Origin of the sequence: Dactylosporangium sp. NPDC051485, from assembly GCF_040682015.1 — a bacterium.
GTDB lineage: Bacteria > Actinomycetota > Actinomycetes > Mycobacteriales > Micromonosporaceae > Dactylosporangium.
Genome location: NZ_JBFAZW010000165.1, coordinates 1 through 17,447, shown reverse-complemented (window position 1 = coordinate 17,447; position 17,447 = coordinate 1). Strand labels below are relative to the sequence as shown.

At 73.7% G+C, this 17,447-nt stretch carries 16 protein-coding genes; 10 read left to right on the top strand and 6 right to left on the bottom strand.

Annotated elements, in window-relative coordinates:
- The coding region (locus AB0M46_RS47940; RefSeq protein WP_363347766.1) for a hypothetical protein at positions 1 to 1,104 on the top strand (1,104 nt) is incomplete at its 5' end.
- On the opposite strand, the gene AB0M46_RS47935 is transcribed toward AB0M46_RS47940, so the two are convergent.
- On the bottom strand, positions 1,101 to 1,472 hold the full coding sequence (locus AB0M46_RS47935) for a hypothetical protein (RefSeq protein ID WP_363347764.1): 372 nt from the start codon (positions 1,470 to 1,472) through the stop codon (positions 1,101 to 1,103). The two genes, AB0M46_RS47940 and AB0M46_RS47935, sit on opposite strands and share 4 nt — an antisense overlap.
- Before the next feature lie 277 nt (positions 1,473 to 1,749).
- On the opposite strand from AB0M46_RS47935, the gene AB0M46_RS47930 reads away from it, so the two are divergent.
- A complete protein-coding gene (locus AB0M46_RS47930; RefSeq protein ID WP_363347762.1) occupies positions 1,750 to 2,190 on the top strand; it encodes a hypothetical protein in 441 nt (146 codons plus the stop codon).
- 13 nt (positions 2,191 to 2,203) lie between these two features.
- On the opposite strand, the gene AB0M46_RS47925 is transcribed toward AB0M46_RS47930, so the two are convergent.
- The 4 genes from AB0M46_RS47925 to AB0M46_RS47910 all read right to left on the bottom strand — a co-directional run bounded on the left by AB0M46_RS47925 (position 2,204) and on the right by AB0M46_RS47910 (position 7,531).
- Positions 2,204 to 2,794: a TetR family transcriptional regulator gene (locus tag AB0M46_RS47925; protein WP_363347760.1), complete on the bottom strand. Its 591-nt coding sequence runs from the start codon at positions 2,792 to 2,794 to the stop codon at positions 2,204 to 2,206.
- 109 nt (positions 2,795 to 2,903) lie between these two features.
- A complete protein-coding gene (locus AB0M46_RS47920; RefSeq protein ID WP_363347758.1) occupies positions 2,904 to 3,641 on the bottom strand; it encodes an ABC transporter permease in 738 nt (245 codons plus the stop codon).
- Positions 3,642 to 3,644: 3 nt separating this feature from the next.
- Positions 3,645 to 4,412 (bottom strand): ABC transporter ATP-binding protein, encoded by a 768-nt coding sequence (locus tag AB0M46_RS47915; protein WP_363347756.1) that lies wholly within the window; start codon positions 4,410 to 4,412, stop codon positions 3,645 to 3,647.
- 140 nt (positions 4,413 to 4,552) lie between these two features.
- The gene (locus AB0M46_RS47910; protein WP_363347754.1) at positions 4,553 to 7,531 is read right to left on the bottom strand and encodes a hypothetical protein; all 2,979 of its coding nucleotides are present in this window, start codon (positions 7,529 to 7,531) and stop codon (positions 4,553 to 4,555) included.
- A 162-nt stretch (positions 7,532 to 7,693) separates the two neighbouring features.
- On the opposite strand from AB0M46_RS47910, the gene hisI reads away from it, so the two are divergent.
- From hisI to ligD, 4 genes are all read left to right on the top strand, one after another.
- Positions 7,694 to 8,176: a phosphoribosyl-AMP cyclohydrolase gene (hisI, locus tag AB0M46_RS47905; RefSeq protein ID WP_363347752.1), complete on the top strand. Its 483-nt coding sequence runs from the start codon at positions 7,694 to 7,696 to the stop codon at positions 8,174 to 8,176.
- A complete protein-coding gene (locus AB0M46_RS47900) occupies positions 8,173 to 9,708 on the top strand; it encodes an anthranilate synthase component I (RefSeq protein WP_363347750.1) in 1,536 nt (511 codons plus the stop codon). The genes hisI and AB0M46_RS47900 overlap by 4 nt, the downstream gene beginning before the upstream one ends.
- On the top strand, positions 9,705 to 10,529 hold the full coding sequence (locus tag AB0M46_RS47895; RefSeq protein ID WP_363347747.1) for a Trp biosynthesis-associated membrane protein: 825 nt from the start codon (positions 9,705 to 9,707) through the stop codon (positions 10,527 to 10,529). Before AB0M46_RS47900 ends, AB0M46_RS47895 begins: the two co-directional genes overlap by 4 nt.
- Positions 10,530 to 11,152: 623 nt before the next feature.
- On the top strand, positions 11,153 to 12,421 hold the full coding sequence (gene ligD, locus AB0M46_RS47890; protein WP_363347745.1) for a non-homologous end-joining DNA ligase: 1,269 nt from the start codon (positions 11,153 to 11,155) through the stop codon (positions 12,419 to 12,421).
- A gap of 106 nt (positions 12,422 to 12,527) precedes the next feature.
- On the opposite strand, the gene AB0M46_RS47885 is transcribed toward ligD, so the two are convergent.
- Positions 12,528 to 13,592 (bottom strand): hypothetical protein, encoded by a 1,065-nt coding sequence (locus tag AB0M46_RS47885; protein ID WP_363347742.1) that lies wholly within the window; start codon positions 13,590 to 13,592, stop codon positions 12,528 to 12,530.
- Between the two features lie 173 nt (positions 13,593 to 13,765).
- On the opposite strand from AB0M46_RS47885, the gene trpC reads away from it, so the two are divergent.
- The 4 genes from trpC to AB0M46_RS47865 form a co-directional block, all read left to right on the top strand.
- Positions 13,766 to 14,569: an indole-3-glycerol phosphate synthase TrpC gene (gene trpC / locus AB0M46_RS47880; protein WP_363347768.1), complete on the top strand. Its 804-nt coding sequence runs from the start codon at positions 13,766 to 13,768 to the stop codon at positions 14,567 to 14,569.
- The gene (gene trpB, locus AB0M46_RS47875; protein WP_363347740.1) at positions 14,566 to 15,783 is read left to right on the top strand and encodes a tryptophan synthase subunit beta; all 1,218 of its coding nucleotides are present in this window, start codon (positions 14,566 to 14,568) and stop codon (positions 15,781 to 15,783) included. The genes trpC and trpB overlap by 4 nt, the downstream gene beginning before the upstream one ends.
- Positions 15,780 to 16,577 carry a tryptophan synthase subunit alpha gene (gene trpA / locus AB0M46_RS47870; RefSeq protein ID WP_363347738.1) on the top strand — a complete coding sequence of 266 codons (798 nt, stop codon included), beginning with the start codon at positions 15,780 to 15,782 and terminating at the stop codon, positions 16,575 to 16,577. Before trpB ends, trpA begins: the two co-directional genes overlap by 4 nt.
- Positions 16,578 to 16,648: 71 nt before the next feature.
- Positions 16,649 to 17,447, top strand: a 799-nt coding sequence (locus tag AB0M46_RS47865; RefSeq protein ID WP_363347736.1) for a PQQ-binding-like beta-propeller repeat protein, incomplete at its 3' end; no start/stop codon positions are given.

Sequence of the window (17,447 nt, the reverse complement as noted above, 5' to 3'; positions counted from 1 at the left end):
GTCAACGTGTCCAACCTGACCGTGGTCTCGGTCCCGGTCGGCCCGGACGGCGGGTTGGCGGCCAGCCGTGTCGCCCGCACCGGCGACCACGACACTGCCCTGGTGGAGGAGCGGTTGCGGCAGCGGCGCCGCAACCGGGCCCTGGACCGGTCCCGCCGTGCCGCGAACCCCGGCCAGTACCGGCTCTCACCACGCCAACAACGCCGCGCCGACCGCCGCCGCACCGCCGGGCTCCCACCCGTGCAGGTCACCATGCCCGGCGGGCCACGGGTCGCGAACACGGCCGGGATACCGGCTCGCGCCTACCGGCATGACATCGTGTCGAATACCTACCGGCGGCTCCGCGGCCGCGTCGCCGCCGACGGTGCTGCCCGCACCCGGGCCGGGCACACCCGCGCCCGGATCACCGCCGCGGCCCTGGTCGCGGTCCATGGCGCCGGGCTGGTGGTCGAGGACGCCGATATCCGTGTCTGGGCCCGGCGGTGGGGCCGCGGTATCCACGCCTTCACCCCCGGCATGCTCCTGACCGCCCTGCGCCGCGAAACCACCGCCGTCGTCGCCCACACCGGCCGCGGACCCGGGCCTGGGCTGGTGCGGGCCGGGACCCGGCATACCGCCTGGACCCAGCACTGCCTCTGCAGCCAGCGAGTCCCGAAGGGCTTGGCGGATCGCCGCCACTCCTGCCCCGGTTGCGGGCTGGCCGGGGACCGCGACCTCGTCGCCGCGCTGATCGGCGCGCACACCGTGCTCACCGACCCCGCCCAGCCGGGTACGGCCCGGGTGGACTGGGATGCGGCGCGGGCGACCCTCGACCGGTACGGGGTCGAGACCATCAACGTAGGGCTGCAAGGAGCCCTGACCGAGTCAACCGGAACCCACCACCCCGACCCCCACCACACTGGTGGACGGTCGCGGCGGCCGCAGCCCACCACCAGCCAGCACGGCCAGTGCCAGGGCGCTCGGCGAACCTTCGGGACAAGCCCTCGACAACCCCGGATGAGCCCCACCACACCAGTGGCCAGGACCACGCCGGAACGACGAGACGCACAACCCGAGCTGTTGAACAAGCCCGGCATTACGACCGGACTTCGATACAGACCTTAGTCGGCACGTCCTGGCTGGTGCAGCCAGGGCGCCACCCTGGGTGCCGCCGCGATCAGGGCGACCGCGAGCGCCGTGATCACCGCCTGCCCGATCCGGCCAGGCGTGATCCCCGGCACGGTGTCCAGCACGTAGTTGGCGTACCCGTTCGCCGCCGCGTCGCTGGCAAGCACGGCACAGCCAAGCAGCAGCCCTTCGATCCGACGCAGCGCCAGCAACAGCGCCGCGAGCGGATCGAACACGGTCAGCGAGGTGAAGTACACCATCAGCCAGGTGGGCGTGGACGAGCTTGGGCCACCCGGCCGGACGCCGAGCAGGTCGCCCAGGTGGACGAGCCCGCCGTACGCGAAGACGCAGACGGCGGCGATCACGACGGCCCGAACCAACGGGGGCACGCCGGCCTGCCACCGGAGCAGTGTCCGTCTCTCCGCGCCCACTGGCCCCCGTTCCGGTCGGGCAGTGCCCCGCCCGCTCGGGCTGCCCGCACCTCCGGTCATGTTGCCGTTTCGGCATCCGGGCGGCCGCTTTCCGGCCACACCATGCCTATCCGGCGCAGGGGGCAATGTTTGTCACCGGGACGGTGTCCATTTACGCACGACGCTATGTTTCATGGTCAGGTCGGGGTGGTCATGGCCTACATTGGGCAGCATGGCAGCCGGGGGACGGCCGTACGTGCCGGTGCCGGTTCGTATTGCGGTCACGGGATTCAACGCGGTCGGGGGCGTCATGCTGGCGCTGGCGCTGGCTGCGTTGGGGGTGCTGCTGTCGGGGCTGCAGGTGGATCCGGTGGCTCAGGGAGGTACCGGATATCTGGACTTCGTGCTCTTCTTCAACGCCGTGCTGTTCCTCTCGCCGTTGGCGGCCGTGCTGGTCTTCCTCGGGCTGCGGATCAAACGGGGGGAGCACTGGGCGTGGCTGGCCAGCCTCGTGTTCTGGGGCTTTGCCGGGACGATGATGCCGCTGCTGACCTGGCTGCTCGACGCGCCGACGTCGTTCGGGCTGGTGCCGGTGCTGTGCGCAGGGACGCTGCTGGGGTTGTTGCTCACGCCGCAGGCCCGGATCCACTGCGCCGAGCCCGACGACGAGTGAGCGCCGGGGCGGGCTACGGCAGGGGGTCGGCGAGGTAGCGCTGGACGGTGGGGGCGATGTTGCGCACAACCTCGTCAGGGCGCATGGAGGCCAGGGGTTCGAGCTTCAGGACGTACCGCATCATGGCCATGCCGATCATCTGGGACGCGACGAGGGCGGCGCGCCTCGGGGCCTCGGCCGGGTCGAGGTGCAGGGCCTTTGTCGCGCGGCGCAGGATCTGGGTCACCAGGAACTCGCGCAGCATGCGGGCCGACCACTCGTGCTGCATCGCGCTGCGGAGAAGGGCCACGCCGGCATTGCCGGCGGGGGAGTCCCACACGGCCAGGAACGTGCCGACCAGGCGCTCGCCGACGCCGTCCAGGCCAGGCTCGAAGATCTGCGGCAGGATCCGGCCCGGGTCGAAGGGGGCCTCCATCGTGGCCAGGAACAGCTGGTCCTTCGGGCCGAAGTAGTGGTGCACCAGCGCCGGGTCCACGCCGGCGCTGGTCGCGATCTGCCGGATGGACGCCCCGTCGAAGCCGCGCTCCGCGAAGGCGGTGCGGGCCGCGGCCAGGATGGCCTCGCGCGTGTCCTGGTTGCCGGGGCGTCGTCCGGTGCGGGGCATGAGCCTCTTTCTGCCGTTCGTCGGGGACCGGGCGCCCGCTTGGCGGCTTCCGCGCGCAGGCGCCGTGGTCGTGGTGCGGTGCCTGCCGTCCGGGGACTCGTGAACGGCGCTAGGCGGTTCGGCGGCGCAGTGTCGCCGCACCGAGCAAGAGTGCCACGAGCACGCAGCCGACGATGATGGCCAGGTCTCGCCACATGACGGCGGTGGGGTCGGCGTGGGTGCCGAGTTCGGTGAGGGCCTGCACGGCGTACGACATGGGCAGCGCGTCGCTGATCGCCTCCATCCAGCCCGGCATGCGATCGCGGGGCTGGAGCAGGCCGCAGAGGAGGACCTGTGGCAGTACCACCGCGGGCATGAACTGCACGGCCTGGAACTCGCTGTCGGCGAAGGCGCTGACCAGCAGGCCGAGGGCCATGCCGAGCACCGCGTTGCCGACCGCGATCACGCCGACGAGCCACGGCGGGCCGAGCGTGTCCAGGCCCAGGAGCCAGAACGCCAGGGTCGAGACGACGGCGGCCTGCACGGCGGCGGCGACCGCGAAGGCGATCCCGTAGCCCAGCAGGATGTCGACCTTGCCGATCGGGGTGGTGAGGAGCCGCTCCAGGGTGCCGCTGGTCCGCTCGCGCAGCATCGCCACGCTCGTCAGCAGGAACATGATGACCAGCGGGAACACGCCGAGCATGATGAGCCCGACGCGGTCGAAGAGCCGCGGGTTGTCGTCGTAGAGGTACCGCAGCAGGGTCAGCAGGACCGTCGGGACCACGAGGATCAGCGCGATCGTCCGGCGGTCGTGGCGCAGCTGGCGCAGGATCCGGCCGGCGGTGCCGAAGGTGTGTCGCAGCGACATGGGTCAGGCCACCTTCTCCGGGTCGTGGGCCAGCTTCTCGGGATCGTTCGCCTGCGGCTCGGGGTCGTTGGCCTGCACGAGCCTGAGGAAGGCTTCGTCCAGGTCGTCGGTGCCGGCGTTGCGCCGTACCGCTGCGGGGGTCTCGTCGGCGATCAGATGGCCCTCGCGGATCAGCAGGAGGCGGTCGCAGCGGCCGGCCTCGTCCATCACGTGGCTGGAGACCAGCAGGGTGGAGCCCGCCTTGGCCATGGCGTGGAAACGCTGCCAGAGCTCGTTGCGCAGGACCGGGTCCTGGCCGACCGTCGGCTCGTCGAGGACCAGCAGCTGGGGCCGGCTCACGATCGCGCAGGCCAGCGAGGCGCGGGCGCGCTGGCCGCCGGAGAGCTGGCCGACCAGCTGGTCCTTGGCCGTGCTCAGCCCCACGTCGCTGACGGCCGCGTCGGCCTCCTTGGCGCCGAGGCCGTAGAGCGAGGCGAAGTACCGCGCGTTCTCACGGATGGTCAGGTCGGCGTACACGCTCGGCGCCTGCGTGAGGTAGCCGACCTTGTCGCGCAGCGGCCGCGAGCCGGCGGGATGGCCGAGCACCGTGACCCGGCCGCTGACGATCTTCTGCACGCCGACCACGGCGCGCATGAACGTGGTCTTCCCGCTGCCGCTCGGCCCGAGCAGCCCCGTGACGCTGCCGCTGGGCACGCTGCAGGTGAAGTCGTGCAGCACCCGCCGCTTGCCGCGCGCGATCACGAGGTGCTCGACCTCGATCGCGTTACCCATCGTCGGTCCCTTCTCCCTGATTTCAACGCCTGTTGAAATCAACGCTAAATGCAATCTGACCACGACGTCAAACCTGCAAATGCGACAGGGGCGGACCGGAATGTCCCGGCCCGCCCCTGTTAGAAGCCTTCAGCGGTACTTCAGAGCGACAGCACCCGCTCCAAGAAGTCCTTGTACTGCCGCAGCGCGACCCGCAGCGACTCGGTGTCGGGCCGCTTCGACGACGTGCCGGGGTCCAGCGCGTGCTGCTGCTCCTGCAACTTCTCCGCCAACGTCTCGATCGCGTCACTGACGACCGCCGACGCCCGCGCGACCGCCTTGACCGGGTCCTCGACGAACTTGGACTCCGCCTTCACCAGCTGCTGCCGGAACTTGTCCGCCCGCTTACGCTTCCAGACCACGATCCGCCGCTCGACAATGTCCCCGGGCGCCAGCTGCACCGGCGCGACGGCCGCGTGCTCGAACTCGTCTTCCTCCTCGTCCTCCTCGAGCTCCTCCTGGAGGTCCTCCTCGAGCAGCACGACGATCGCGGCCTGCTCTTCGTCCTGCTCCTCGCCGTCGACGTCGTCGACCTCGGCCACGAGGAACGCGGCCTCGACGTCCTCGTCCTCGTCTTCGTCCACGGACGCCACGACCTCGTCGCCGTCTTCGTCCGCCCCGTCCTCGTCTTCGGCGTCCGCCTCGGCCACGGGCTCGTCGCCGGCTTCCTCGGCCTCAACCTCCGCTTCGGCCTCGGCCTCTACGGCGACCTCGGCCTCGGCCTCGACATCCGCGACCTCGGCGACCTCGACCACGACCACCGCGGCCTCGGGCTCGTCCTCGTTCGCCTCGGCCTCGCCGTCCTCGTCCGTCTCTTCGTCGCCCTCAGCGTCCACCGCGGCCACGGGCTCATCATCGGCGCTCTCGGCGTCGACGTCCGCGACCTCGACGATCTCGACCACGACCACGTCCGCCTCGGGCTCGTCCCCGGCGGCTTCGGCTTCCAGCTCCGCGTCGGCCTCCTCGGCCTCAGCAACGGCGTCTTCGGCAGCGTCTTCCGCGGCCTCGGCCTCAGCAACGGCGTCTTCGGCAGCGTCTTCCGCGGCGTCGGCCTCAGCAACGGCGTCTTCGGCAGCGTCTTCCGCGGCCTCGGCCTCAGCAACGGCGTCTTCGGCAGTCTCTTCCGCGGCGTCGGCTTCGGCAACGGCGTCTTCGGCGGCGTCTTCCGCGGTTTCGGCCTCAGCGACGGCGTCTTCGGCGGCGTCTTCCGCGGTTTCGGCCTCAGCGACGGCTTCCTCGGCGGCGTCTTCCGCGGCGTCGGCTTCGGCGACGGCGTCTTCGGCGGCGTCTTCCGCGGTTTCGGCCTCAGCGACGGCTTCCTCGGCGGCGTCTTCCGCGGCCTCGGCCTCAGCGACGGCCTCTTCGGCAGTCTCTTCCGCGGCGTCGGCTTCGGCAACGGCGTCTTCGGCGGCCTCTTCGGCGGTTTCGGCCTCAGCGACGGCCTCTTCGGCAACGGCCTCGGCGACGTTCTCCTCAGCGGCCTCGGGCTCGGCGTCGGTCTCCGCCGCCGGCTCCTCGCTCAGCTCGTCTGCGGCCTCGTCCTCGGCCTCCGCCGCGGGCTCCTCGCCGGCGTCCTCCTCGGTCACCGCCTCCGTCTCGTCCGCAGCCGCGACGTCCTCCGAGTCCGCAGCCGGTTCGTCGCCTTCCTCCGCCTCGACCTCCGCGACCGGCTCTGCATCGTCGTCCGCCTCGCTCTCCGCGGCGTCGGCGTCGCTTTCCGCGGCGGGCTCGGCGTCGCCCTCGGCTACCTCCGCCTCGGCATCCTCATCGGCGGCGTCCTCGACGACCACCTCGGCGGCCGGCTCCTCCGCGGCCTCCTCGCTCTCGTCTGCGACCTCGTCCGCAACGGCCTCGACCGTCTCGTCCGCGGCTGCCTCGGCCTCGTCGGCGTCCGCCTCGTCGCCGGGCTCCGCCACGGCCTCGACGTCGTCGGCCGCCTCGGCGACGGGCTCCTCGTCGCCCGTCTCCGCAGCATCGTCGTCCGCCTCGGCGTCGACCGCTTCGGCCTCGACCGCGGCCTCCGCCTCGGGCTCCTCGTCGGCCTGAGCCTCGGCCTCGGGCTCAGCCTCCGCTGCAACCTCGGCGTCCGCCTCGGTTTCCTCGGCCGTCGCTGCCTCGGTGCTCGCCTCAGCTTCGGCGTCGTCGACCGCTACCTCGGCCGCGGGTTCCTCGTCGGCGTCGGCCTCCGCCGCAACCTCGGTGTCCGCCTCGGCCTCGGCCTCCTCGGCCACGGCCTCCGCCTCGGCGATGGCCTCGGCTTCGGGCTCGTCGGCGGTCTCGGTCTCGGCGACGACCTCAGCTTCGTCGGTCTCGGCTTCCGGCTCGTCGACGGTCTCGGCTTCGGGCTCGACCGCGGCCTCGGCCTCCGGCTCAGCCTCGGCCTCCGGCTCAGCCTCGGCCTCCGGCTCGGTGTCGGCGTCCTCGACCGCGGCGGCGGTCTCGGTGTCGGCCTCGTCCTCGGCGGCGGCCTCGGGCTCCGCGGCCTCGGTCTCGGGTTCCGGCTCGGCTTCGGTGTCCTCGGCCCCAGCCTCGGTGACCTCGATGGCCGCTTCCTCGTCGCCGGGATCGGCGACGGCCTGCTCTTCAGCGTCCGCAGAGGCCTCGGCGGGCTCCGCCTCAACCTCCGCGTCAACCTCGGCGACCTCAGCGGCCTCGGCGTCGGCCGAAGCCTCGGCCGTGTCCACCTCGGCCTCGGGGTCGGCCGGGGTGTCGTCGGCCTCGACGGCGTCCGCCTCGGCCGGGGTGTCGGTCTCGACCGTGGCGGCCTCGGCGTCGGTGGCTTCCGGGGTGTCGTCGTCGGTGGCCGGGCCGACGATGGCGGAGATGTCGTCCGGTACGGCGACGGAGATGGCCTCGGCGTCGGCCAGCGGCTCGGTGGCGGCGGACGGGGCGTCGGTGGCGGGGGCGGAGGTGGATTCAGCGGCGGCGGACGGGGTGTCGTCGGCGGCGGAGGCGGACAGGGTGTCGTCGAGGGGCTGGCGCGGCTCCGGGATGACGGCCTCCGCCGGGTGGTCCCCGGGGGCCGACACTTCAGGGGATGGGCGCGACTGGTTGTTCGGCGGGGTGAAGTTCGGATGCATCGTTGGGTCCTCCGTCCGCTCGGTCCGAACGGGGGCAGCCACCCGCTCGGACTGCTGTTGGCTCAGCGCTGGGGTCGCGGACGCCGGGAGGCCGAGCGGCGCCCGGGAACCGACGACCGCATGAGCCGGCGGTGGGGTGCCCCCAGCGAAGACGGGTAGGGGGTGTCCGTCGGCGAGCGGGGAAGGGTGGGCGACCGCGCAGATCTTCCGTGCGGCGCACCGCCAAGGTACTCCCTCAACACCAGCAGCCATAGACCCCGAACCGCTGAGTATCCGCGGTGCGGGAGAATTGATGCCGTGTCGTCGAACCTTGATCCAGAAGTCGCCCGGCGTTTAGGTCGGAACGAGGCCGGGCTGGTGCCCGCGGTCGTCCAAGAGCACGGCACGGGGCAGGTGCTGATGTTGGCCTGGATGGATGACGAGGCGCTGCACCGGACGCTCACGACGGGGCGGGCGACGTACTGGTCGCGCAGCCGCAACCGGTACTGGGTCAAGGGGGAGACCTCCGGCCACGCGCAGCACGTGAAGTCCGTGGCGCTCGACTGCGACGGTGACACCTTGCTGATCACGGTCGAGCAGACCGGCGCCGCGTGTCACACCGGCAACCACACCTGCTTCTTCACTCCACTGGAGGTAGCCGGATGACCACCGGCGCCGTGGCCCCGGACGAGGCCACCTTCCGCGAGCTGGCGCGCACCCGCCGGGTGGTGCCGGTGACCCGCCGCCTGCTGGCCGACGGCGAGACGCCCGTCGGGGTGTACCGCAAGCTCGCCGGCGGCCCCGGCACCTTCCTGCTCGAGTCGGCCGAGCAGGGCGCGGGAGCGGCCGGGGCGGTCTGGTCGCGGTACAGCTTCATCGGCGTGCGCAGCATGGCCACCCTCGTGGAGCGCGACGGGCGCGCGCACTGGCTCGGCGCCCCGCCGGCCAACGTTCCCGTGGACGGGGATCCCACGGAGGTACTGCGGGCCACGATCGAAGCCCTCACCTCCGACGACGCCGACCTGCGCGGCCTGCACCTGCCCCCGCTGTCGGGCGGGCTGGTCGGCTTCCTGTCCTATGACGCGGTCCGTCGCTTCGAGCGGCTGCCCGAGCTGGCCCTGGACGACCTGCACCACCCCGAGCTGGGCATGATGCTCGCGACCGACCTGGTGGCGCTCGATCACTTCGAGGGCGCGGCGCTGCTCATCGCCAACGCGGTCCTGCCCGCGGCCGGGGCGGACGACGCGACCGTCGCCGCCGCGTACCACCAGGCGATCGGCCGGCTGGACGCGATGACCACGGCGCTGTCCCGGCCCACGCCCCCGCTGGTGTCCACTGTGGACCGCGTGGCGCTCGGCGACGTGGTCAGCCGCACCCCGGCCGGGGAGTACCCGAAGGCGGTCGAGGCCGCCAAGGAGGCCATCCGCGCGGGGGAGTGCTTCCAGATCGTCGTCGCCCAGCGCTTCGAACGGGCCACCGACGCGGACCCGCTGGACGTCTACCGGGTGCTGCGGACCACCAATCCCAGCCCGTACATGTACCTCCTGCGCTTCGACGGCTTCGATGTCGTGGGGTCCTCTCCCGAGGTACACGTGAAGGTCGACGGCCGGCGGGCACTGCTGCACCCGATCGCCGGCACCCGGTGGCGCGGGGCCACGCCGGAGGAGGACGCGGCGCTCGCCGCCGACCTGCTCGCCGACCCGAAGGAGCGGGCGGAGCACGTGATGCTCGTCGACCTCGCCCGCAACGACCTCGGGCGGGTGTGCAAGCCCGGCACGGTCGAGGTGCCCGAGTTCATGACCGTCGAGCGGTACTCCCACGTCATGCACATCGTCTCGACCGTCGTCGGCGAACTGCACGACGATCGCAGCGCCTTCGACACGCTCGCCGCCACGTTCCCGGCCGGCACCCTGTCGGGGGCCCCGAAGGTCCGCGCGATGGAGATCATCGAGGAGCTCGAGCCCACCCGCCGCGGCCTGTACGGCGGGGTCGTCGGCTACTTCGGCTTCGGCGGCGACATGGACACCGCCATCGCCATCCGCACCGCCCTGATCCGCGACCGCATCGCCTACGTGCAGGCCGGCGCCGGCATCGTCGCCGACTCCGACCCGGCCGCGGAGGAGACCGAGACCCGCAACAAGGCCGCCGCGGTTCTCGCCGCGATCGCGACCGCCGAGACCCTCCGGCCGGCCCGGTGAGCGGCACCCCCGACCCTGCGCCCACCCCGGCGAACGACCCCGGCCCGGCGAGCGACCGGGGCAAGATCACGCCCGCCGAGAGCACCCCGCCCGGCTCCGCGAGCGACCGCCGCGAGGCGTCGGCCGGCTCCGCGGGCGACCGCGGCGAGGCGTCGGCCGGCTCGGCGCGCGACCGCGGCAAGGCGTCCGCCGGCTCCGCGCGCGACGGCGTGGAGGCTGCGGCCGGGTCGAGGACAGGGCGCGGGGGCACCGCCCCGGTGGCCGAGGGCCGCGGTGCGTCGGGCGGTGCGCTGACCGGGCGGCGGGGGCTCGCGACCACGGCGGTGGCCTGTGCCATCGGGGCCGGGCTGGTGCTGCTGGCCGCGACCCGGGGCTGGCAGGACCTGCTCACCACCCAGCCGGCGCCGCTGCCGCCGGTCACCGAGCACCGGACCGGCGCCGAGATCGCCCCGTGGCTGCCCGCCCTCGGCGTGGTCGCGCTGGCCGGAGCCGGCGCGCTCTTCGCCACCCGGGCCGCGGCCCGGCTGGTCGTCGGCGCGCTGCTGATCCTCTCGGGCGTCGGCATCGCGGTCGCCGCCCTGGTCGCCCTCGGCGACCACGTCAAGGTCGCCTGGCCGCTGCTGTGCGCCCTCGCCGGCCTGCTCGTGCTCGCCGCCGGCGTGATCACGACCCGCAAGGGCCGGTCGTGGCCGGGGATGGGCGCCCGGTACGAGCGCCCGGCCGCCCCCGTGGGGGTCAAACGGGACCGCCCGGCATCCCAGGCCGAGCTGTGGGATGCCTTGGACCGCGGCGAGGACCCGACCAACGGGGACCGCCCCTGAGCGACCCCGCCCGCGCCCGGCTTGCCCCGTGGCGCGAAGGCCGGGACGTGCCCATGAACGGCGGCCCGCGCGCGAGCGCTGCTCCGGCGCGCGGCGGCCGGGGCCTGTCCGCGGACGTCCGCCTTTGCGAGCGCGACGCCAGCGCCCGCCTTACCCCGGGGCGCGAGGGCCGGGACGCGCCCGCCGACGTCAGCCTGTGAGCGAGCCCAGCTTTGGGGTGCGGCGGCCGGGATGTGCCTGCCGACGGCGGTCCGTGAGCGAGGCCAGGTCTGGGGCGCGAGGGCCGGGGCGTGCCTGCCGAGGGCGGCCTGTGAGAGAGGCCAGGTCTGGGGTGCAGCGGCCGGGACGCGCCTGCCGACGGCGGCCCGTGAGCTGGCCCCGCCCTGCGGCGCGGCGGCCAAGTGCCGTCCGCGGGCGTCCGCCGTTGTAAGAGCCACGCCCGCGCCGGCCCGGCTCAGGGTACGACGGCCGGGACCTGCCCGCCGCCGGGCGACCCGGATGTGCGGCGAGGGCCCGACCAGCGGCGAACGCGATCGAGCCGGCCCGGCCCGGACCCGGGGCGATCGGAGGCGGGGCGACTGAACGCGGGGGCGGGGGAGGCGGTCGCTCGGTAGGGTCGGCACATGGCGAGCAGCACCGAGGAAGTGATCGAGGTCGCCGGGCGCGAGGTGACCATCACCAATCCCGACAAGGTGTACTTCCCGAAGTCCGGCCGGACCAAGATGGACGTCGTCCGGTACTACCTGGCCATCGCCGACGGGGCGCTGCGCGGCGCCGGGGGGCGGCCGATGGCGCTCAAGCGGTACGTCAACGGGATCGAGGGCGAGGCGTTCTTCCAGAAGCGCGCGCCCGCCAAGCGGCCCGAGTGGATCGAGACGGCCGAGCTGCGCTACCCGTCCGGGCGCACCGCCGAGGAGATCGTGCTGCGCGACGCCGCCCAGCTGGCCTGGGTCGTCAACCTCGGGTGCCTGGAGCTGCACACCCACTCGGTGCTCGCCGAGGACCTCGATCACCCCGACGAGCTGCGCATCGACCTCGACCCGGTGCCCGGCGTGCCGTGGGGGCAGGTGGTCGACGTGGCGCTGATCGCCCGGGAGGTGCTGGAGGAGTACGGCCTCGCGGGGTGGCCCAAGACCTCCGGCTCGCGCGGCTTCCACATCTACGCCCGTGTCGAGCCCCGCTGGACCTTCGCCGAGGTGCGCCGGGCCGCCGAGGGCTTCGCCCGGGAGGTGGCCCGCCGGGCGCCCGACCTCGCCACCGGCGCGTGGTGGAAGGAGGAGCGGCAGGGCGTCTTCCTCGACTACAACCAGAACGCCAAGGACCACACCACGGCGTCGGGCTACTCGGTGCGCCCGTCCGAGGAGGCGAAGGTCTCCGCCCCGCTCGGCTGGGACGAGGTGCCGGACTGCGACCCGGCCCGCTACACGATGGAGACCGTGCCGGACCGGCCCGACCCGTGGGCCGGCATCGAGGACGCCCGCGGGTCGCTGGAGCCGCTGCTGGAGCTCGCGGCCACGTTCAAGAAGAAGGCCCCGGCGAAGAAGGGCACCGGGCGGCGCCAGCCGAGCATGCCGCTCATCGAGATCACCCGCACCGCCACCCGCGAGGAGGCCCTGGAAGACCTCGAGCGGTGGAAGGAACGCCACCCGGCGGTCTGGCCGCTGCTGGAGCCGGCCGACGTCCTGGTCGACTCGATGCGGGGGATCAACTCCGTCTGGTACCGCATCCGGATCAACCTCGTCCACGTCCCCGAGGCCGAACGCCCGCCCCAGGAGCCGCTGGAGCACGAGTTCGACCCGTTCGCGAAGTGGAAGGAGATGCAGGCCCGCGGCGAGATCCCGGAGCGCTGGCGGCGCCCCGGCAAGCCGGAGGAGGAGCCCGGGCAGGCCTAGGCGACCCATGGCTCCGCCACCCAGCCGGCGAGGAGGACCGGGCCGCTCGGCCGGTGCACCGCCAGGAACCCGAACGGGCGGTCGAACCGCACCGGGACCACGACCCTCACCGCGCCTCCTCGGGGTCTGACACCCAGCCGGCCATGAGGACCAGGCCGGTCGGGCGGTGGACGGTCAGGTGACCGAAGGGTGAGTCGAACCGGACCGTGACCCGCAGGCGGCGGGCAGTCGCCGCCGCGACCGGCGCCGGTGCCCACGGCGCCGGCTCGACCGGTGCCGCCCGGAAGCCCGGCCCAGTGAAGGCCGCCGCCACGCTCTGCCCTGCCGCCGTGACCCGCAGGGGGTCGGGGCCGACACCCGGGAACGTGCCGGCGCTCACGGCCGCGCCCAGGCCGAGCACCTTGGCCAGCCCGAGCAGGTCGTGGGCGGCGACGGCGGCGAACCGCGGAACTTTCACGACCAGCTCCGGCTCCGGGTCGTCCGCGTCGACGAGGCCCTTGCTGATGCAGGGACCGCTCGGGGGGCGTGACGAGCCGGCCGGGCGTGCCGTTGCCGCCGCGGCCAGGACGGTGCCGGGCGGGGCGGCCCCGCCGGCCGTGCACAGGACCACGTCGACGTCGGCCGTGCCGGCGATAGTGAGCAGGGTGACCGGCCCGGCCGGGGTGTGGGCGACCCGCACCGCGGAGAGGTCGGGCCCGCGGCGGTGCAGCGAGGCCAGCCTCCGGCCGGCCCAGGGGCCGTCGGCCGGACGCAGTACGCCATCGGTGAAAGGCTCCTGCCAGTCGGCGGTCACGGCCAAGGCCGAGGCCAGGACCAGGCCGTCGTCGGGGCCGATCGGCGGCAGCGGGGGAACCGGGGCGCCGGTCTGCGCGGCCGCCCAGGCGTCCAGCAGCGGGCGGTCGATGGCCGGGTCGCCGGTCAGCCGCGGGTCGCAGCGGGCCGCCCAGTCGAGGGTCAGCGGGGTGCCCTCGCGGGTCCAGATGCCCAGCGCGCCACGGACCGGCAGTTTGAGCGGCGTCGGCGCGACCGCGCGCAGTTCCTCGGCGGCCCGCCCGCCGGCGACGGTGGCCAGCAGGGCGAGCAGGGGATAGACGACGGCGGCTGAGAACACGCCCGCGGGTGACACGGACGCCCAGCCGGCCGTCAATGTGTTGGCCCGCTCGACGCTCATGCCGCAACCCTAGATCGGGGGTACGACAAAACGCGGCGGCGAGGCATTATGCCCTAGTCCATCAGGTGACGTCGGCCATACCCCCGCGGCCGTCCACTGCCCGGGGGCGACCTAGCATCGGTCGCATGACCACCGGAGAGGGGAGCTCCTTGATCAACGCGGAAAGCGGCCGGGTGCTCGACGAGATCCTCGCCGGAGTGCGCGAGGACCTGGCGGTCCGCGAGGCCCAGGTGCCCCTGTCAGACATCAAGCAGCGCGCCGCCCAGGCCCCGCCGCCGCGGGACGCCTACGCGAAGCTGCGCGCCCCCGGCGTCGGCGTGATCGCCGAGGTCAAGCGCTCGTCGCCGTCCAAAGGCCAGCTGGCCGAGATCCCCGACCCGGCCGAGCTCGCCAAGGAGTATGCGGCCGGCGGCGCCCGCTGCGTCAGCGTGCTCACCGAGGGCCGGTGGTTCGGCGGCAGCCTCGACGACTTCGCCGCGGTGCGGGCCGCGGTCGACGTGCCGCTGCTGCGCAAGGACTTCGTCGTGTCGTCGTACCAGGTGCACGAGGCCCGGGCCTTCGGCGCCGACCTGGTGCTGCTCATCGTCGCCGCGCTGGACCAGAACACGCTGACCGGGCTGCTCGACCGGATCGAGAGCCTCGGCATGACGGCGCTGGTCGAGGTGCACGACGAGGAGGAGACCGACCGGGCGCTGGAGGCCGGCGCCCGGGTCATCGGGGTCAACGCCCGCAACCTGCGCACGCTCGAGGTCGACCGCCAGGTCTTCGAGCGGATCGCGCCCGGGCTGCCGGCCGAGGTCGTGAAGATCGCCGAGTCCGGGGTGCGCGGCCCGCACGACCTGATCCGCTACGCGTCCGCCGGCGCCGACGCGGTGCTGGTCGGCGAGGGCCTGGTCACGCAGAAGAGCCCCCGCGACGCCGTCGCCGAGCTGGTCACCGCCGGCAGCCACCCGGCCACGCCGAGGGCGGCCCGATGAGCGCGTACCTCACCGCCGCCGGCCTGCTGCCGGACCCGAGCGGCCACTTCGGCACCTTCGGCGGGCGCTTCGTCCCCGAGGCGCTCATCGCCGCGCTCGACCAGCTCGACGCCGCCTACCGGCACGCGCAGGCCGACGAGGCGTTCCAGGCCGAGTTCGGCCGGCTGCTGCGCGACTACGCCAACACGCCGAGCCCCTTGTACCGGGCGGAGCGGCTTTCCCGCGGTACCGGTGCGCAGATCTTCTTGAAACGAGAAGATCTCAACCACACCGGCGCCCACAAGGTGCGCAACGTCCTGGGCCAGGCGCTGCTCACCAAGCGCATGGGCAAGACGCGCGTCATCGCCGAGACCGGGGCCGGCCAGCACGGCGTGGCCAGCGCCACCGCCTGCGCCCTGCTCGACCTCGAGTGCGTGGTCTACATGGGCGAGGAGGACACCCGTCGCCAGGCCCTCAACGTGGCCAGGATGCGCATGCTCGGCGCCACCGTCGTGCCCGTCACGACCGGCTCGAAGACGCTCAAGGACGCGATCAACGAGGCCCTGCGCGACTGGGTGACCAACGTGGACGGCACCCACTACCTGCTCGGCACCGCGGCCGGCCCGCACCCCTTCCCGGCCATGGTCCGCGACTTCGTCAGCGGCATCAGCGTCGAGGCCCGCCGCCAGATCATGGAGCAGACCGGCCGGCTGCCCGACGCCGTCGCGGCCTGCGTGGGCGGCGGCTCCAACGCGATCGGGGCCTTCCACGCGTTCGTGCCCGACGAGGGCGTGCGGCTGTTCGGCTTCGAGGCCGGCGGCGACGGCATGGAGACCGGCCGGCACGCGGCCAGCATCACCGGCGGCGCGACCGGCGTGCTGCACGGCGCCCGCACGTACCTGCTGCAGGACGAGGACGGCCAGACCGTCGAGTCGCACTCCATCTCGGCCGGCCTGGACTACCCGGCGGTCGGTCCCGAGCACGCGTACCTGCACGACACCGGCCGGGCCACGTACGAGCCGGTCACCGACGCGGAGGCGATGGACGCCTTCAAGCTGCTGTGCCGCACCGAGGGCATCATCCCGGCCATCGAGAGCGCGCACGCCGTCGCCGGCGCCCTGCGGGTGATCCCGCGGCTCGCCGCCGAGCTGGACCGCGAGCCGACCGTGATCGTCTGCCTCTCGGGCCGCGGCGACAAGGACATGGACACCGCGCGCGAATGGTTCAAGGTATGAGCGTCGAAGCCGCCTTCGAGAAGGCGCGCGCCGAGGGGCGCAGCGCCGTCATCGGCTACCTGCCGGCCGGGTTCCCGGACCACTCGACCGCCGTGGACGCCATCCGGGCCATGATCGACAATGGGGTGGACGCGGTCGAGGTCGGGCTGCCGTACTCCGACCCGGTCATGGACGGCCCGGTCATCCAGCGCGCCACCGAGGCCGCCCTGGCCGCCGGCTTCCGCGTCCGCGACGGCCTCGCCGCCGTGGAGGCGGCCGCCGGGAGCGGTGCGCCGATCCTCACGATGACGTACTGGAACCTGGTGGAGCGCTACGGCGTGGAGCGCTTCGCCGCCGACCTGGCCTCGGCCGGCGGCGCGGGCATCATCACGCCCGACCTCATCCCCGACGAGGCCGGTCCGTGGCTGGCCGCCTCCGACGCGCACGGCCTGGACCGGGTCTTCCTGGTCTCGCCGTCCTCGACCGACGCCCGGATCGCGTCCACGGGCGCGGCCTGCCGGGGCTTCGTGTACGCCACCAGCGTCATGGGCGTCACCGGCGCCCGCACGCAGACCAGCAGCGCCGCCCCCGCCCTCGTGGAGCGTGTGCGCCGGCTGGCCCCGGGCACGCCGGTCGCCGTCGGCCTGGGCGTCTCCAACGGCCAGCAGGCCGCCGAGGTGGGCGCGTTTGCCGACGGCGTGATCGTGGGCAGCGCCCTGGTCCGGTGCCTGTTGGAAGCCGACACCCCGGCCGCGGGCGTGGCGGCGGTGGCCAAGCTGAGCGCGGAGCTCGCGGAGGGCGTACGCCGCCACTAGCGTCTGGTGCCGTCGTTGAGGCGCGGAGGGCGTGCAGCGCCACTAACGTTCGGTGCCGTCGTTGAGCCCGCGTGAGGCTTTTTTCCGATTTGGTACCGCGGGTGCTCATGCTGTCCGCCCTGCTGGGCTCGATCAACCCGACGGCGGCGAGCGGGACTGAGGCGATCCCTCGCCCAATTTCGGCCGAAAGCCCGAAATTTCGCGACATTTCGTCCCAAGCCGGCAAACGGCCGGGTGGCGGCGGGTACGGAAGCGCCGCCGACTCCGATTGGACGCAGAACGGCGCCGACCCGGGCCGATCCGGCCGCCAGGCCCTCACCGGCGACCTGAACGCCGCCACCGTCGCCGGCCTGCGCCCGGCCTGGACCGCGGCCCCGCCCACCCGCGACGAGCAGGTCAACGGCGCGATCGTCATCGACGGCACCCTGTTTCGCACCTCGGAGGGCCCGACCGGCCAGATCCGCCGCTTCGACGCGTACACGGGCGCCGACCTGGGCCCGATCGTCGACGTCCCGGGCCGCGCCCTGGGTCAGCTCGCCGCCGCCGGCGACACGCTGGTCGTGGAGTCCCTGGAGCGCAAGGAAGTGCGGCGCTTCCTGGCCGGGTACCGCCTGAACGGCCGCCCCCGGTGGGAGATCCCGTTGCCCGAGGGCGTGTCGGGCGGCTTCACGGTGGGCGCCGGCCTGGTCCTGCGCAGCGCGGGGGCGACGCTCACTGCGTACCGGGTCGCGGACGGCGGCGCCGCCTGGAGCGCGGCGCTGGACGGCGAGCCGGGCCTGCACACGCCGGTGCTGCTCGACGGGCTGGTCCTGCAGGGCGCCGAGAGCGGGCGGCTCCAGGCCTTCGTCGCGGCGGTCTTGGCCGGGGTGG

What these genes read in the sequence shown, in the direction of transcription:
- AB0M46_RS47930 (WP_363347762.1), top strand. Translation starts at nt 1,750, where the DNA reads ATGGCAGCCGGGGGACGGCCGTACGTGCCGGTGCCGGTTCGTATTGCG.
- AB0M46_RS47925 (WP_363347760.1), bottom strand. Translation starts at nt 2,794, where the DNA reads ATGCCCCGCACCGGACGACGCCCCGGCAACCAGGACACGCGCGAGGCC.
- AB0M46_RS47920 (WP_363347758.1), bottom strand. Translation starts at nt 3,641, where the DNA reads ATGTCGCTGCGACACACCTTCGGCACCGCCGGCCGGATCCTGCGCCAG.
- AB0M46_RS47915 (WP_363347756.1), bottom strand. Translation starts at nt 4,412, where the DNA reads ATGGGTAACGCGATCGAGGTCGAGCACCTCGTGATCGCGCGCGGCAAG.
- AB0M46_RS47910 (WP_363347754.1), bottom strand. Translation starts at nt 7,531, where the DNA reads ATGCATCCGAACTTCACCCCGCCGAACAACCAGTCGCGCCCATCCCCT.
- AB0M46_RS47900 (WP_363347750.1), top strand. Translation starts at nt 8,173, where the DNA reads ATGACCACCGGCGCCGTGGCCCCGGACGAGGCCACCTTCCGCGAGCTG.
- ligD (WP_363347745.1), top strand. Translation starts at nt 11,153, where the DNA reads ATGGCGAGCAGCACCGAGGAAGTGATCGAGGTCGCCGGGCGCGAGGTG.
- AB0M46_RS47885 (WP_363347742.1), bottom strand. Translation starts at nt 13,592, where the DNA reads ATGAGCGTCGAGCGGGCCAACACATTGACGGCCGGCTGGGCGTCCGTG.
- trpB (WP_363347740.1), top strand. Translation starts at nt 14,566, where the DNA reads ATGAGCGCGTACCTCACCGCCGCCGGCCTGCTGCCGGACCCGAGCGGC.
- trpA (WP_363347738.1), top strand. Translation starts at nt 15,780, where the DNA reads ATGAGCGTCGAAGCCGCCTTCGAGAAGGCGCGCGCCGAGGGGCGCAGC.